At 57.2% G+C, this 16580-nt stretch carries 5 protein-coding genes; all 5 read left to right on the top strand.

Going from position 1 to position 16580, the window contains the following annotated elements; genetic code table 11:
- Positions 1–646: 646 nt before the first annotated feature.
- The 5 genes from IEX44_RS04280 to IEX44_RS04260 all read left to right on the top strand — a co-directional run bounded on the left by IEX44_RS04280 (position 647) and on the right by IEX44_RS04260 (position 16451).
- Positions 647–2395: a ShlB/FhaC/HecB family hemolysin secretion/activation protein gene (locus IEX44_RS04280; protein ID WP_229678739.1), complete on the top strand. Its 1749-nt coding sequence runs from the start codon at positions 647–649 to the stop codon at positions 2393–2395.
- Positions 2396–2462: 67 nt separating this feature from the next.
- Positions 2463–3443, top strand: coding sequence for a hypothetical protein (locus IEX44_RS04275; RefSeq protein ID WP_188689275.1), 981 nt, complete (start codon positions 2463–2465; stop codon positions 3441–3443).
- A gap of 93 nt (positions 3444–3536) precedes the next feature.
- Positions 3537–13235 carry a hemagglutinin repeat-containing protein gene (locus tag IEX44_RS04270; protein ID WP_188689273.1) on the top strand — a complete coding sequence of 3233 codons (9699 nt, stop codon included), beginning with the start codon at positions 3537–3539 and terminating at the stop codon, positions 13233–13235.
- Between the two features lie 3 nt (positions 13236–13238).
- Complete coding sequence (locus IEX44_RS04265) at positions 13239–14138, top strand: PoNi-like cognate immunity protein (RefSeq protein WP_188689271.1); 900 nt, start codon at positions 13239–13241, stop codon at positions 14136–14138.
- Between the two features lie 1056 nt (positions 14139–15194).
- Positions 15195–16451 carry an ABC transporter substrate-binding protein gene (locus tag IEX44_RS04260; RefSeq protein WP_188689270.1) on the top strand — a complete coding sequence of 419 codons (1257 nt, stop codon included), beginning with the start codon at positions 15195–15197 and terminating at the stop codon, positions 16449–16451.
- Positions 16452–16580: the final 129 nt, after the last annotated feature.

Raw genomic sequence — 16580 nt, 5'->3', positions numbered from 1 at the left:
GTCTGGCGCATGCACCTGGTTATACCCACAACAGCACCGGCGGCCGCCGCCTTGCCCAAAACCCCCTCGGGGCCGCCATGCTTCATTAGTGGCGAAACGGTGGGTGACCCCTCGGCATTGAGGCAGGATCGTCAGATTGCTGCGCAACACACGATGTATTTCACCGTTCCACATGCCCCTGCCTGGCGAAAGCGCCTTTAACGACCCGGAACGATGAAATACATGCTGTACTTCTCGGCCCGCTGAACCAGCAGCTAACAGGCCAGGTTTTTATATATATAGAAAACATGATCACTTGGCTGCCTTGCCGTGCCTTTGCCGGCCTTCGGCTGGCAGTGAGTCAGTAGTTGGCATGAGTGGTTTGATCTCGGCGAGGTAGAGGCATCAGCTGTCGTGGCTGATATTTCATGCTTTCTTGTTTTGAAATGAAAGATGACCATCTTCTGCCTGATAAAACTGACAGGTGCCGGATGAACGGTATTGTAAAGTAAATCATTATTTATTAATGTTCGGTCCTTCCTGCCCGTGGCAATTGATATTTACTGATAAGAAACAAGTGTCTTGCTGACGGGATTTCTTGATAGAACCCGTTCATTGCGCTGATATGTCTTGTTTTGTATCAAAGCCGGTACATCAGAGAGTGATGTTGTACCCGGTACTTCTTGCTGCTGCTTTCATTGTTTCCTTACAAGTTGACGGCGTTGCTCAAGCGGCAGAGACACCGCCTTTGCCGCAACTGGACGAGCAAATCCTGCGTCAACAGCAACGTCAGCAGGATCAGGAGCGTACAGACCGGCTGAACGAGCCGCGCACCACGCTGCCTCGCCCCGAGCCCATCGCTGGACAAGAGCCGTTTCCGCAAGAGTCCCCGTGTTTTACCTTGCAACACATTGAATTGAGCGTGCCTAAGCATGCGCTCGACGAATTGCAACTGCCTGATGCCAGCCGCTTGATCGAAGTCGGGGATTTCTATTGGCTGCCCAAAGCCGCTCACCAGTACGAGGGCCGCTGCGTCGGGGCCAAAGGCGTGGAATACATTTCCCGTCAGTTGTCACAAATGTTGCTGGACCACGGCTTTATCACCAGTCGCGTCCTGGTTCCAGAACAGGATCTCTCTAGCGGCACCTTGAGCCTTGCGGTTTTGCCGGGCTGGATCGGGCAGATCCGTTTTGCTGATCCGTCCCTTTATGGCACATGGCGCAGTGCCTTCCCGACAGGCCATGGCCGGTTGCTGAATTTGCGTGACCTGGAGCAGGGGCTGGAGCAAATGAAGCGCGTGCCAAGCCAGGACGTGGATATGCAGATTGTCCCGGGCAAGTCGGCAGGGGAGAGTGATGTCGTCATCGCCATCAAGCGTACCAAGCCCTGGAAACTGGTCGCCTCCCTGGATGACTCCGGCTCCAAGGCCACTGGCAAGAACCAGGCCGGGTTGACGTTCTCCTGGGATAACCCGCTGGGCATCAACGACCTTTTCAACGTGGGTTACACCCATGATGCAGACGTGAATCGCGGTGGTCTCGGGTCATCTGCCAAAAGCCTCTATTACTCGGTACCACTGGGTTACTGGACCTTCACGGGGAGCGCCAACCAGTCGCGCTATCACCAGACCATTGCCGGTGCGGTGCAGGACTTTGTGTCCAGTGGCGAATCGGACAACATGGAGTTCCGGGTCAATCGGCTGATGTATCGCGATCAGACCACGCAGTTCTCTTTGCAGGCGCATACCGGCAAGCGCATCAGCCATAGCTATGTCGATAGCACGGAGATTGACGTCCAGCGCCGCGCCAACAGCTTTGGCGAGTTGGGCTTCAACGTGCGCCAGTTCTGGGGGCAGACCCAGCTTGATCTGACCGGCGCATGGCGCAAAGGCGTGCCCTGGTTTGGCGCGATGCAAGATCTGCCCGCTGCGGGCCCGGATGCGCCCACGTTCTATTACCAGCTGGAAACGATCGACGCTACGCTGGTGGTGCCTCTGCAAATCATCAGCCAGCCCCTGCGGTACACCAGCACTTTCCACGGCCAGACCACGCGTGATGCGCTCTATTTCACCGACGACATCTCGATCGGCAGCCGCTACACCGTGCGCGGTTTTGATGGTGAAAGCAGCTTGGTGGCAGAGAAGGGCTTTTACTGGCGCAACGAGCTGGAAACCCCGCTTGGGCAAACCGGCCAGGCGCTGTATGCCGGTCTGGATTATGGCCAGGTCGGCGGCCCCAATGCGGCCAATCTGCCGGGTACACGGCTTGCTGGTGTGGCACTTGGATTACGCGGTGGTTTTGGGAGCGATTTCGGCGGTATGAGCTGGGACGCGTTTGTGGCCTGCCCGCTTTCCAGACCAAGCGGCTTTGGCAGCGGCGGCCCGACTTCAGGGTTCCAGCTGGTTTATCAGTACTGATCCCGGTCCATACCGGGTGGTGTTCGCAGGGATACCTGCTTTTGGCAATCAAACAGGAAGAGATGCAATGCAAAGCAAAAAACAGACCGCTCTAATGACTCTGGCTCCGCTGGCCAGCCTTTTGCTGCTTGCCGCATGCGGTGGTGGCGGTGGCGGTGACTCGAGCACGACAAGCGCGCCGACACCCACGCCAACTCCGGCACCGCAGACCCGTGCTGCGGGCGGCCTCGGGATTGCGGAAGTCAACATGGGTGGTTCTGGTTCGAACCCGTATGGTTATGTATATGGCTCGCTGGGGAGCGGTGCTTCCAGCAACGTCAGCCTTGATGCCAACAACAATATCTCTGTCATTGGCTCCCTGCCGGGTAGTTCAACCCAGTACTACAAGTGGACCTCGCCGGTTGCTCTGGGTAATACGTCCGGTATTTCTGCTGGCAAGATCAATCTGACTGTTGCTTCGCAGAACAAGTCCTTCTGGATTATCGACTCCAATACACTCAAGTCGGTCCAGCACGTGTACTGGACCAACATCGATGACGACCAGATCCAGGGGCAGGCGCTGGTTGGCCTGTTTGACGCAAACTGGACCACGCTGGGTCTGCCTGCAACGGGCACGACCACTTATTCTGGCCATGCAATTGAAACCATCATCAGCAGAAACTATGACGCTGGCTACGCCGTGATTGGCCACGACCGCGCAGTCTACGTAGTCGATGCGACCGCCACGCTGGATAACGCGACCGGCGCTGTGACGGTGAGCTTTGGCAACAATCCGGTTGTGCTTACTGCCTCAACGAGTGCACCGGCACCTACCGCCAGCCAGTTGTCCTCACAAGTTGTACTGACCTCCACCGGTTCCAGCGGAAGCACGACTGGTTTGTCACTGGGTAGCGGCACATGGCAAGGCTCGGGCTACGGCGGTTTCTATGGCGGCACGGGTGACGAGTTTGCCGGTCTGGTCTTCGGGCAACTGCCCGTGGCCTCGGTCACTGCCGCTGGTTGGTACCCGGTTCAGAACTTGATCTCCTTCGCTTTCAAGAAACAGTAAAACCCTGTCATCGAAGCGCTTTTGCGCTTGAGACCCCGTGCCGGACGCAAGTGCCGGCATGGGCCCGTCTGACTATTGCCAGATACCTTGCACATGAAACTGACCACCTTGTTTTTTCCCACAGCCCACACATCGACTGCGCGCTCCCGACACTCGCGGTCACGCAGCACCGTGCTGGGTTTTACCCTGTTCAGTTTCATGGTGCAGCCCGTGCTGGCAGCTGGCCCGATTGTGGCCGACCCCAACGCAAACGCTGCCCGCCAGCCAACGGTGCAGACCACCGCCAATGGCTTGCCGGTGGTGAACATTGCCACGCCCAATGCTGCGGGTGTGTCGCACAACCAGTACAACCAGTTCAACGTCGACCCCAAAGGCGCGGTGCTGAACAACGCGCAGGGCCTGACCAGCACCCAGCTGGCCGGGTATATCGACGGCAACCCCAATCTGGCCGGCGGCACGGCCAGAACCATTCTGAATGAAGTGACCTCGGGCAATCCCAGCAGCTTGCGCGGCTACCTGGAAGTGGGTGGTGCGAAAGCCAATGTGATCGTCGCCAACCCGAATGGCATTACCTGCGACGGTTGCGGCTTTATCAATAGTTCACGTACCACCTTGACCACCGGGACCCCCATTTTTGGTGGTTCTGGCAGCCTGGATGCGTTTCGCGTCACTGGCGGCAGCATCAGCATCACGGGGGCGGGGCTCAATGCCAATAACCTGGACCAGGTGGATCTGATTGCCCGTGCGATACAGATCAACGCGGGTCTGTATGCACATCAACTCAATGTGGTTGCCGGGGCCAATACCGTCAGTTATGGCGATCTGACTGCGCAAGCCATTGCCGGCATCGACGGCAAGCCGGCCGTAGCGATCGATGTCGCCCAACTGGGCGGCATGTATGCCGACAAGATTCACCTGATCGGTACCGAAGCCGGCGTGGGTGTGAATCTGGGCGGCACGACCGCGGTGAGCGGCCAGTTGCAGATTGATAGCGCGGGCAAGCTGACCCATAGCGGCCAGACCAGCGCAGGGTCGATCACGCTTAACGCAGGAAATGACGTCGCCAACAGTGGCCAGTTGTATGCCACTGGCAACCTTGATGCCCATGTAACCGGGCAGCTGGGTAACACGGGCACGGTCGGTGCCGCACAAGACATCCAGTTGCAGGCAGGCAGTATCAATCAGCAAGGCACGCTGGCTGCGGGTCTGACTGCACAAGGCCAGTTGCAGGGCAATGGCGCGCTGACCATGACCAGCACGGGGACGACCACGCTGGGTGGCCAGACGGTCGCGGCAGGCAACCTTTCGGCACAGGCTGGCAGCCTGACTGCCAATGCGCAGGTGCAGAGCGGGGCAGGGCTGGCGTTGACCACCACGCAGGGTGATCTGACGCTCAATGGCGCCACGGTGGCTGCGGGTGGCACGCTTGATGCCGCGGCAGCGGGCAATCTGAATACACGCAACGCGACGGTCAGTGCGCAGCAACTGAACGTGGCTGGCGGCAATATCGACAATACGGGTGGCAAGCTGGTGCAAACCGGTAGTGGCACCATGCAAGTCAGTACCGCCGGCACCCTGACCAATCAGGGTGGCCTGGTGGGCAGTGCGGGTGGCATGGCACTGCATGCCGGCACCGTTGATAACAGCCAGGGTGGCCAGTTGCAGGCGGACCGTTTCAGCCTGACGGCCAACACATTCAATAATCAGTACGGTAGCTTGCAGCAAACCGGCACCACAGACGGCCAGTTTGCGATTGCCAACCTCCTGGATAACCGCAATGGCACTTTCGCCACCAATGCCGCAAACCTGGCGCTGACCACCAGCCAGATCAACAACGGTAATGGCACGCTGAGCCTGGCCGGCACCGGTACGCTGAGTCTGACCGGTGCGGTCGATAACACCCAGGGTAGGGTGCTGGGCAACGGCAATGTCCAGATTAACGCCCCCAGCCTAACCAATACCCAGGGCCAGATCGTGGCCCAGGATGCGCTTGCACTGAGCGGTCGCGATATCGATAACAGCAGTGGCGCACTGGGCGCAGGTGGCGCGGTGACCGTCAACAACACGGGCACCGTCACCAATACCGATGGCGATATCGAAGCTGGCCAGGGTCTGACCATACAAACCGGCAACTTCAATAACGGCGGTACAGGCCGTGCGGTGGCGACCACTGGTGGTGCCAGCGTCACCACGACGGGCACGCTGACCAACACGGGTACGCTGGGTGGCAACGCTGATGTAACGCTCCACGCGGGTACGTTGAACAACAGCGGCAAGCTTTCCGCCGGGACTGATCTGAAGGCGCAGGCCAGCAATATCAACAACACCGGTACGGCCGTGGCCGGCAATCTGTTGCAGCTGCATGCCATCCAGACACTGGATAACAGCAATGGCAAGTTGCAGGGGCAGCAGCTGGATCTGGCGGCACTGACGCTCATCAATGCGCATGGACAGATCGTGCAAACCGGTACGGACGCCGGTAATTGGCAGATTACGCAACTGCTGGACAACCGCAACGGCAGCATACTTAGCGCCGCGCAGGATCTGGATCTGGCCAGCGCCAGCATCCGCAATGGCGCGGGGACGATTGGCCACGCCGGGTTAGGTACGCTCTCGCTGGAAGGAGATGTAGACAACACAGCCGGGCAGATCAATGGCAACGGCGATGTGTCGGTCAGCAATGGTCAACTGGTGAATCAGGGCGGCACAGTAGGTGCCCAGAATGCCTTGAATGTGTCGGTCAGCAGCATCAACAACACCGCTGCGGGCGTGTTGACTGCCAAAAATGCAGTCACGCTCGGCGCGACCGGTACGCTGGATAACAGTAACGGTACCGTGGAGGCCGGCAATGGCCTGACGCTGACCGCGCAGACGCTGACCAACAACGGTACTGGCCGGATGGTTGCCATCGCTGGCGATACCGGGGTCACTGCTACGGGCACATTGACCAACGCAGGCCTGATTGGCGGCAATGGCAAAACCACGGTACAGGCAGCGCAGACCACTAACAGCGGTACGCTCACGGCCGGCACCGCTTTGTCCGTGACCGGCGGGGCGCTGACCAACACGGGCACCCTGCAAGGCACCGACACTAGCGTGCAGATGAGCACGGCCAATGGCGGCACCGGTGCCCTCAACAACCAGCACGGCAACATCAACGGTGCGGGCTCGCTGACCGTGACTGCGGCCAGCCTGGATAACACGGCCGGCCATGTCGCCAATAGCGGCACGGGCCAGAGTAACGTGACGGTGAGCAACACCCTGACCAACACCAGTGGTTTGGTCGGTGGCAACGGCGCAACCAACATCAGTGCCGGCAACCTCAATAACGGCCAGGGTACGTTGACGAGTGGCGGTTCGCTCGGGATGAATGTGACCAATACCCTGAGTAACCAGTCCGGCACGATCTACGCGGTTGGCAACAGCACGATTCAAGCCGCAACCCTGGACAACACCAGCGGCACGGTGAATGGCCACGGCGATGTGGGCGTGAACGCCACGACCACCAACAACGGTAGCGGCAAGGTCGCCTCCGACCACAACATCACGCTGACCAGCAACACGCTCAATGGTCTCGGCAACGTTAACGCGGGTGACGATCTGACCCTGAATCTGCAGGGCAATGTGACCTACGCCAACGGCCAGTACTGGACGGCCAACCACGATTTCAATCTGAATACCACGGGTGCCATTACCAACCAGGGCGACCTGGGCGCAGTGGGCACGCTGACCCTGACCGGTAGCGGCCTGACCAATGCTGCTGGCGCGCAGCTCTCTGGCAATACCGGCCTGACGGTGCGTACCGGCGGAGGCAACATCCAGAACAATGGCGTGATGTTTGGCAACCAGGTCAGCCTGAATGGCGGCAGCATCACCAATACCAATGCCATTTTTGGTGGCAACGTCACACTGAACGCCGGGCAAATCAATAACGCGGGTAACGGCAACGATGGCAGCGCCATCATTGCTGCTGGCCGTGCACTCAATCTGTATACCAATACGCTGAACAACACCGGTGGCGGGGATCTGTACAGCATCGGCGACCTGAACATTGCCGCACAAAATGGCAGCGGCAATGCCGGTAGTGTGCTCAACCAGTCGTCCACCATCCAGGGGGATGGCAACGTCAGTATTCATGCCAGCCAGGTGAACAACCAGCGCACCGTGCTGGATATCCAGCCTGTGAGCAAGACCACCACAAGCACGACGACGACCGATTCGGGGCAGGTGTGGGTAGACCAGTCATTGAATTGGTGGACTGACACCAAGACGACGACCACGACCACCACCACGGAAACCGGGATGACGGTTAACTCGGCCAGCGCAGTGTCGCAGATTCTCGCTGGCGGCAACCTGTCCCTGAACGGTTCCAGCGTCAACAACAACGCGAGCATCATTGCTGTCGGTGGCACGATTTATACCGATGGCGGCGCCATTAACGCAGGCAACTCCGGTTCAGCCACAGGTTCGATCGTCAATACCGGCTACAGTGGCCGTCACGTCATCACGCAGACGACAGATCAGGTAATCGATGTCGATGGCTGGCGTTGCAGCGCCAACAGCGGTTGTGGGCAATACTCTGATCCAGAACAGAAAAAGCCCGGGACTCCGGTCGTCATTGTCGATGAACCCTTGCAAGGCTACAGCGGCACCATCTCTGCCGGTGGTGGCATCAGCGGGAATGTAGGCTCTGTCCAGAACATCACCGTGAATGCCTCTGCCACACAAGTCACTGGCAACACCGTGACCGGCAATGCGACGCAGGCGATTGCAGGCAGCGTGAACCAGTCCGGGCTTGTTGCAGGGGCGATTGTCAGTGTGGATACCGCAACCCACGGCACGCTGATGGCGCCCACTCGCGTGGACGGTCAGCCGCTCAAGGGCAACCCGGTTGGCACCGGCTATCAACTGCCCACCAGCGGCCTTTACAAGATCAACACGCAGCCGGGCCAGCAATACCTGGTCGAAACCGACCCGCGCTTTACCCAATACGGCAATTTCATCAGCAGCGACTACATGCTGCAGCGCCTGGGCCTTGACCCGTCTGCCACCGAAAAACGCCTCGGTGACGCCTTCTACGAAAACAAACTGATCACCGACCAGATTGCCCAACTGACCGGCAAACGCTTCCTGGACGGCTACACCGACCAGTCCGCTGAATACACCGCGCTGATGAATTCTGGCGCCACCTACGCGCAGCAATTTGGCATCGCACCCGGCGTGGCCCTGAGTGCCGAGCAGATGGCCAGCCTGACCCAGGACATGGTCTGGCTGGAAAACCGCGTGGTGGACGGCCAGAACGTGCTGGTGCCGGTCGTGTACCTGGCCAGTGTCACGCAAAACGCCTCACAAACCGGTGATGCGCAGATCATGGCTGGCAATATCGACCTGCACACCGGCACGCTGACCAATAGTGGCGTGATTCAGAGCAACACCGGTACCGTCATTGCTGCCACCACCTTGAACAACCTGGGCGGCCAGATTACCAGTCTGGGTGATGTGCAGTTGTCCGCCACCGGTGACCTGTTGAACCAGTCCGGCCTGATCAGTGGCAACAAGGTCACGGTGACCGCCGGCAATAACCTCAGCAATATCACTGCGCCAGGTGGCAGCATCGCCACCATCAAGGCGGGCGACAGTCTGGTACTGAGTGCTGGCCATGACCTCACCATCACGGCCGGCAACATCAGCGCCGAGGGTGATGCGCAGATTGGCGCAGGCCATGACCTGAACATCAATACCCTGGCCACGACCACGACTGACACCCAGAAAGGCACCGTGCTGGGGGATGGCTGGTATCTGCAAGACAACACCAGAACCACAACGACGACCAGTCAGATGACGAACCAGACCAGCAGCATCAGCGCTGGTGGCAATCTGACGCTCACGGCCAACAACAATGCCACGCTCACGGGCGCCCAGGTTCAGGGCGATAACATCAGCGTGATTGCGGGTGGCAATGTCACTATTCAGGCCGCAACGCATAGCAGCAGCCTGGAACAAACCAAAGGCAGTGTGGATCGCTATCATCACACCGAGAGTACCCAGCAATTGGTGGGCAGTGATTTGCAGGCCACCAACGCCATCACTATCGGCGCCGGCCAGACCAACGCCGACGGCTCAGGCGGGCAGGGCAGTCTGAACATCACCAGCAGCACCGTACGTACCGACAACGGCCAGATCAAACTGGCTGCCACCGGCGACGTGAACATCGGTGCGCAAACCGAAACCACCACCAGCACGACGGACGCTCACCAGCACAGCAGCGGGCTGCTAAGTAGTTACGACACCCGTACCCACGACAGCAGCACCATCGTGCAATCGGTCGGAAGCACCATCAGCGGCGACAGTGTAGACATTCACTCTGGCCACGATCTGAACATCGTTGGCAGCAACGTGGTGGCGACCAACGACGTCGGTTTGAAGGCAGCCAACAATATCAATATCGTCGCCGCCGAAAACACCGACAGCGAACAGCACACCTCGGAAACGCATAACTCTGGTTTCTTCAGTGGAGGTGGTTTGTCGATTACCTATGGCAAGCAATCGCTGGAGCAAGACGGCAGCCAGACTTCGACTTCGCACACCGGTTCTGTTGTGGGCAGCACGGGTGGCAATGTCAACATCGAAGCCGGTAACGCCTATACGCAAACCGACAGCATCGTTAAAGCCATTACCGGTGATATTGGCATCAGTGGCAAGACCGTCGATATCAATGCCGCAACTGACTCCTCGGGCGATCAGCAACACACTAAAACGAGCCAGTCTGGCCTGACGCTGGCCCTCTCCAGCCCGGTGATTTCTGCAATCCAGACGGGCATGCAGATGGCCGAGGCCAGTAAAAAGGCGGATGGTGACCCGCGTCTGCTGGCATTGGCAGGCGCAACGACCGGCCTGGCTGGATACAACGCCGCAACCGCCGTGGGGCAAATGAAATCGTCTTCTGACGTGATCAGCCTGTCGTTAACTGTGGGTGGATCAAAAAGCGAGTCGAACTCGGAGCAAGCAAGCAACAAGGCTCAAGGCAGTGCCGTTACTGCAGGTGGTTCCGTGAACATCACGGCAACGGGTGGTGGTAAAGACGGTAGCCATCTGAATGTGATCGGCAGTGACATCACTGCGGGCAAGGATGCGACCCTGAAATCTGACGGCGCTATCAACTTGCAGGCGGCTGAAAACACGGATGAGCAACATAGCAAGAATAGCAGTGCCAGCGGTGGGGTGGGCGTTGGCATCAGTATTGGAGACGGTATTGGGGCGGGTATTACCGTCAACGCCGCAGTTGGTCGTGGGAATGCAGACGGCACCGACACCAGTTGGACCAACACCCATGTCACTGCGGGCAACAAGCTCACCATTGAGTCGGGTGGGGACACCAACCTGATCGGTGCTGTGGCCAATGGCAATCAGGTGGTCGCAAATGTGGGGGGCAACCTCAACATCCAGAGTCTGCAGGACACCAGCAAATACGACAGCAAAGATCAACACATTGGCGGCAGCATCACGGTTGGCGCCGGGTACTCTGGCAGCCTTGATGTTGGCCAACAGAAAATCGATGCTGATTACGCCAGCGTGAATGAGCAATCAGCCATTCATGCCGGCGACGGTGGTTACCAGATTTATGTAGAGCACAACACAGACCTGAAGGGAGCGGTGATTACGGGCAGCCAGGCGGCGGTCGACCAGGGCCTGAACAATCTGGACACCGGCACCCTGACGACCTCGGAGATCGAAAACCGCTCCCATTACAACGCCAGCAGCTTCAGCTTGTCGGGCGGGTATTCCACCAAGAGTACCGATAGCGGCGGTGGTGTAGGTACAGATCAGCAAGGCAAAGCCACCACAAATAATCCTACCCCGGGCAGCACGTTGCCCTCCAGTGGCGGTGATGGCAAAGGCCTTTCGGTTGCACCGCCCATGGTGGTTGCTGCCCACGGCGATGAAACCAGCACCACGACCAGTGGTATCAGCGGCGGCGGCTTGACCATCCGCGATAGCGCGGCGCAAGAGACCCTGACCGGTAAAACGGCAGAGCAAACTGTTGCAGAGACCAATCGCGACGTCGTGACCGGCCAGGATACCAGCGGCCACATCGACAACAATTTCAACAAGGACAAGGTCCAGGCTGCGTTTGATATAACGAGCGCGTTCCAGCGAGAGACTGGTACCTTCTTGAACAACAAGGCCAAGGATGCACAAGCTGCACAGGATGCGCTCAAGAAAGAGCAGGACAAACCTCTGGATGAGCAGAATCCGTTCCTTATTGCTCAGCTTCAACAAAATGTTCTGGATAGTGCAAAGTGGGCACCGGGGGGCGACTACCGCCAGGCATTGACTGCGCTTATTGCTGCTTCTGGTGGTAACGCCACTGGAGGTATGACGCAACTCGTAGAAAATACGGCAGTTGGCTATATCCAGAGTCTTACCGTGGAGCAGATCAAGCACCTGGCTGACAGCATGGGCCAAGGCACGCCAGAGGCAGAAACTGCTCGTACAGCCTTGCAGGCGCTCGTGGCGTGTGCCGGGGCCTCCGCAAGCGGTGCCAGTTGTACTGTGGCTGCCAGTGGAGCCGCAGCTAGTGTGGTTGTCAACAATCTACTTGATACAACCCTGGGCGATGCGCAAAACCTGACTCCGGAGCAAAAGGAAACCCGGGCGAATGCCATCGAAAGCTTGATTTCTGGTGTGGCTGCGGCAACCGGCAGTAGCGCAGACCTTGGGACGGTGAAGGGCGCAGCACAGATTGAGACGGAGAACAATGCACTCGCTGCAAAGCAAGTCGGTGAAGGCGTAGTTAACCTGGCTGGTTGCCTGATGAAGGGCAGTCTCGATTGCGCCCAAAAAGAGGGTAACCGTCTTGTACAACTAGACCAGAAACAATCTGAGGCTATGCGAGAAGGCGCAGCACAAGCCTTGCAAGACCGACTTCAGGGTGTCAAGAACCTCCCGGATAGTCTGAAGAATCTCGCCAATATGGTGGAGAGCGATCCGGTGGGGGCGTCCGCGATGTTGGCGCAGGCACTTAAGGATCTCCCTGCGAACCTTTATGACGAATACAAAGCCCGCCTAACCAACATCGGTACTGCACTGACGATAGGTGGCGTCGACGCTTTTGAAAAAGCCGGGAACGATCTGACAAACTTGGCGATTGACATTGCGATGACGTACGCAACTGCTGGTGCGGCCAAGGCCGGAGCGAAAGTGACAGAAGCGACTCTCGCCAAGGTAGACACTTTGTTTGCCAACGGTCTTGAAAAAGCTACTGCGACAAGTAGTTTTGACAAATTAGTTGCAAGTGGTGGGACCTTTGCCGCTGATGGCAAGCCATTGATGAACTTCAACACGCTCAGCAATGCGCAGAAGTCTGTTGTTGGTGAATTGCTGGGCCAAGAGAAGATCACACAACTTATTCCGGATGCTGAGAAAATTGGCCGCTCGCCAGGTATTGGACAAACAGGTATTGACGACCTGTATAAAGTTAGCAAGCCTGGGGTGGATTACGTAGTGGTCGAGTACAAATTTGGGTCGTCCACTTTGGGAGATACTCTTGACGGTAAGCAGATGAGTGACGGATGGCTAACCGGTATCAACACCAACTACAACCGACTGGCAGAGTCTGTTGGAAATGATCCAGTTCAGACACAAGCGTTGAGAAACGCTCTGAATGCGGGCCGGATCGAAAAATGGGTTGTTTACACTGATAAGTATGGGAATGTGGGGGTCGGTATCGCTGATGCCAACGGAAAGCTAGTATCACACCCTGAGCTGGTTTCAAAAATTACGGGAAAATAAAACGTGTTTCGTGATGCCTTGTGTCCCAAGGATTATTGGGAAAAGTGGACAAATTTCTCAGAAAGCTCGATTCGAGAAATTGTTCAAAACTTGAAGAATCCCTCCGGGAATCCAGCATACCGGCCACAGTATGTCTTTGAACTGGCAAAGGAATACTGGCATCTCATGCTGTATAAATACTCCAGGGGTGATGAGATTTCAGAACTCGCCCAGTATTTCCCGCCTCTCCTGGATGCATGGGAGGAGTCGGTCCTCCTTGGTAAAGACGTTTTTTCCCCTGAGCAGCAGAACAGACGTAGGGCGTGGAAAGGGAACCTGGATCATTACGTTGTTTGCTTTTGGTTGGTCGGCCTTGCCCTTGCACTTGAAATTCCGGATGCACAATGGGAGCGTTTGTTAGTGCTCGTGGATAACGAGGGGGAGGACAAGTTGCTGGACTCCATCATTGAGAGGCGACAGCCAGGACGCAAGATTGGAGACACACTTTGTCACCCCAGACCTTACCGGCGGCTGCTCAAAGCTATTGAAGCCCCGCATGATAGTCAAGCTCAGTTATTGGCTGATTTTGTCAACAATTGGTATGCCGAACTAGATCGGCCCTCAAGAAAAGGCAATGCTTCTACTTCAGTCATTTACGAGCGTCCGTATTGGTACAAGTTTCATGACCCGATGGGTGGGGCCTATTTTGGATTTTGGTGTATTGAGGCTGTTGCTGCGGTGAAGGTAGTTGGCATCGATGATGGCCAGTGTTTGGGGCTGCCAAATTACCCGGGCGATTTGTTGCGTCCTGGAGAGCTGTCTACACACTCTCAGCCTGACGCGGAGATACCCGCTGAAGCGGCTGAGCAAGTCCGGTCTTCAACCAGCAAGGGCTGGTTCTCTAGGTTGCTGGGACGGAAGTAGCAGAATTGCCAGGTTCCAGGCCATTATTTTGGGCTCTCTTAGAAAAGCCGCAGCGTATGAGGTATTGATTCGGCGTCCCCCCGGTTTCAGTAGCATACAGCTTCAGAGTCCGGGGTTACCTGCTGACTGATCAGACTGCTTTTGCCGATTGTTGGACATATCTTCAGCCCTTCTGCAACTCTTGGCTCTAACAGAATTGGTAGCCCTACCTGTCTCACCGAAACTGGCAAAGTTGTTAGTAGACGTCAGACCACACACGGATTCCGCCCGAGAACATGCCCCAGACCAAAACTGGGGCATTTTTTATGGCTGTTTGTGATGAGTTTTGCGCTGGATCGGCTGGATGAAGACCAAGGAACAGGTCTCTTGTTTGCCGTTGGTGAGTTGCTTTTGATGGCGTCGACCAGGAACTGGATCGTCGCCATGAGCCGCAGGATGTGGTCTGCAGCTAAGTGCCGGTCTTTTCTATATATAAAAATCTAACCTGTTAGTTGCTGCCGGATTGTTCGGGTCAGATGGTCACAATGCTGGTTGGTCATGTTGGTGATCGACCCAGAGCCGGTTGGGATTGCCCCAGCAGCCAAGTGGCGGACTTTCTATATACATAAAAACTGACCTGTTAGCTGCTTGCACCTGGAATGGCACTGGTCTGGATGCTGGAAGATACGATGTTTTCTATACGAATCATCCACTTGAACAAAGCTTGATGACAACGATGCTGACCAGTCTGGTTTACTTCAAGATCACTGGCAGACCCGCTTTTATGGTCCCGTAAAGGCGGTTTAAAACGTTCCATATCGCTGGACGAACCTCAGCACAGGCACCAGTTCCGGCACAGGTCTGGAAGTGCTGCCTGGCAAAGCTTTGGTTACATTGAAGACCCCATCACCAGCCCCGTCATGTTTCAATTGTTAACAAACCTGTCTTGTCTCGAAATTTCCGGTTAACACGCTCACGATCAAATGGCTTCCGGTTTGTTCAGCGCGTTACAGCACAGGGTGCGTGACGCTAAATCAAGAAGCAGATACACACCGAAACCAGATGAGAGGAGTCATCATGAAGACCAAACTGAGCCTGATCGCCATGGCCACGCTGCTGGCAGCGGGCGGCGCAAATGCGGCGTTGTTGCGGATTGCTTGTGGTTCTACCGGCGGTGAACTGGAACTGTGTAAACAGTCTGTGGCGGAATGGGCCAAGAAGACGGGCAATGAAGTCCAGGTGGTGACCCCGCCGAATGACTCCAATGAGCGTCTGGCGTTGTATCAACAGATTCTGGGCAGTGGTTCGGACAAGATTGACGTGCTGCAGATCGACGTGGTGTGGCCAGGCCTTCTGGCAAGCCACCTTGTGGACCTGAAGCCGTACACCAAAGGCGTGGAGAAGGAATACTTCCCGAGCATGATCGCCAACAACACGGTGGGCGGCAAACTGCTGGCACTGCCATGGTTTACTGATGCCGGTCTGTTGTACTACCGCAAGGATTTGCTGGAAAAGTACAAACTGCAACCGCCAACCACCTGGGACGAAATGGCTGCTGACGCCAAAAAAGTCCAGGACGGCGAACGTGCTGCCGGTAATGACAAGATGTGGGGTTATGTGTGGCAAGGCCGTGCTTATGAAGGCCTGACTTGCGATGCAGTGGAGTGGCTGGCCAGCTACAACGGCGGCAGCATTATCGAGCCGAACGGCAAGGTATCCATCAATAACCCGCAAGCGATCAAGGCCATTGATGGTGCTGCCAAGTGGGTGGGGACCATCTCGCCCAAGGCCGTGCTGAACTACGGCGAAGAAGAAGCCCGTGGCGTGTTCCAGTCTGGTAACGCGGTGTTCATGCGCAACTGGCCGTACGCCTGGGCGCTGGCACAGAAGGACGAAAGCCCGGTCAAGGGTAAGGTTGGCATCATGGCGCTGCCCAAGGGTGGTGCCAATGGTCGCAACGCCGCTGCCCTGGGTGGTTGGCAGCTGGCCGTATCCAAGTACTCCAAGAACGCCAAGCTGGCGGCTGATCTGGCGGTTTACCTGACCAGCGCAGAAGTACAAAAGATGCGCGCGGTGAGCGGTGCCTACAACCCGACCATGCCGGCCCTGTACAAAGATGCGGACGTGCTCAAGGCCAACCCGTTCATGGGCGACTTGCTGTCCACCTTTACCAGCGCCGTGGCTCGCCCGTCGTCGGTGACTGCTTCCAAGTACAACCAGGTCAGCAACCAGTTCTGGAACGCCACGCATGACGTGTTGTCTGGCAACGCTACTGCAACTGACGCGCTGGGCCGACTGGATGCATCGCTCAAGCGCATGGGTCCCTGGAAGTAAGCACGCATAGCGTGCGGTGGGGCCCGTAGGGTGGATTCGCGCAGCAATCCACTGATGTAGTGGTGGATTATCGCTGCCCCCGGTCGCAGGCACTTGCAACTTGCAGTGGCCTTGTTTGGGGGGCGCCTG

Origin of the sequence: Silvimonas amylolytica (assembly GCF_014645555.1) — a bacterium.
Taxonomy (GTDB): domain Bacteria; phylum Pseudomonadota; class Gammaproteobacteria; order Burkholderiales; family Chitinibacteraceae; genus Silvimonas; species Silvimonas amylolytica.
This window is presented reverse-complemented; position numbering and strand designations above follow the sequence as displayed.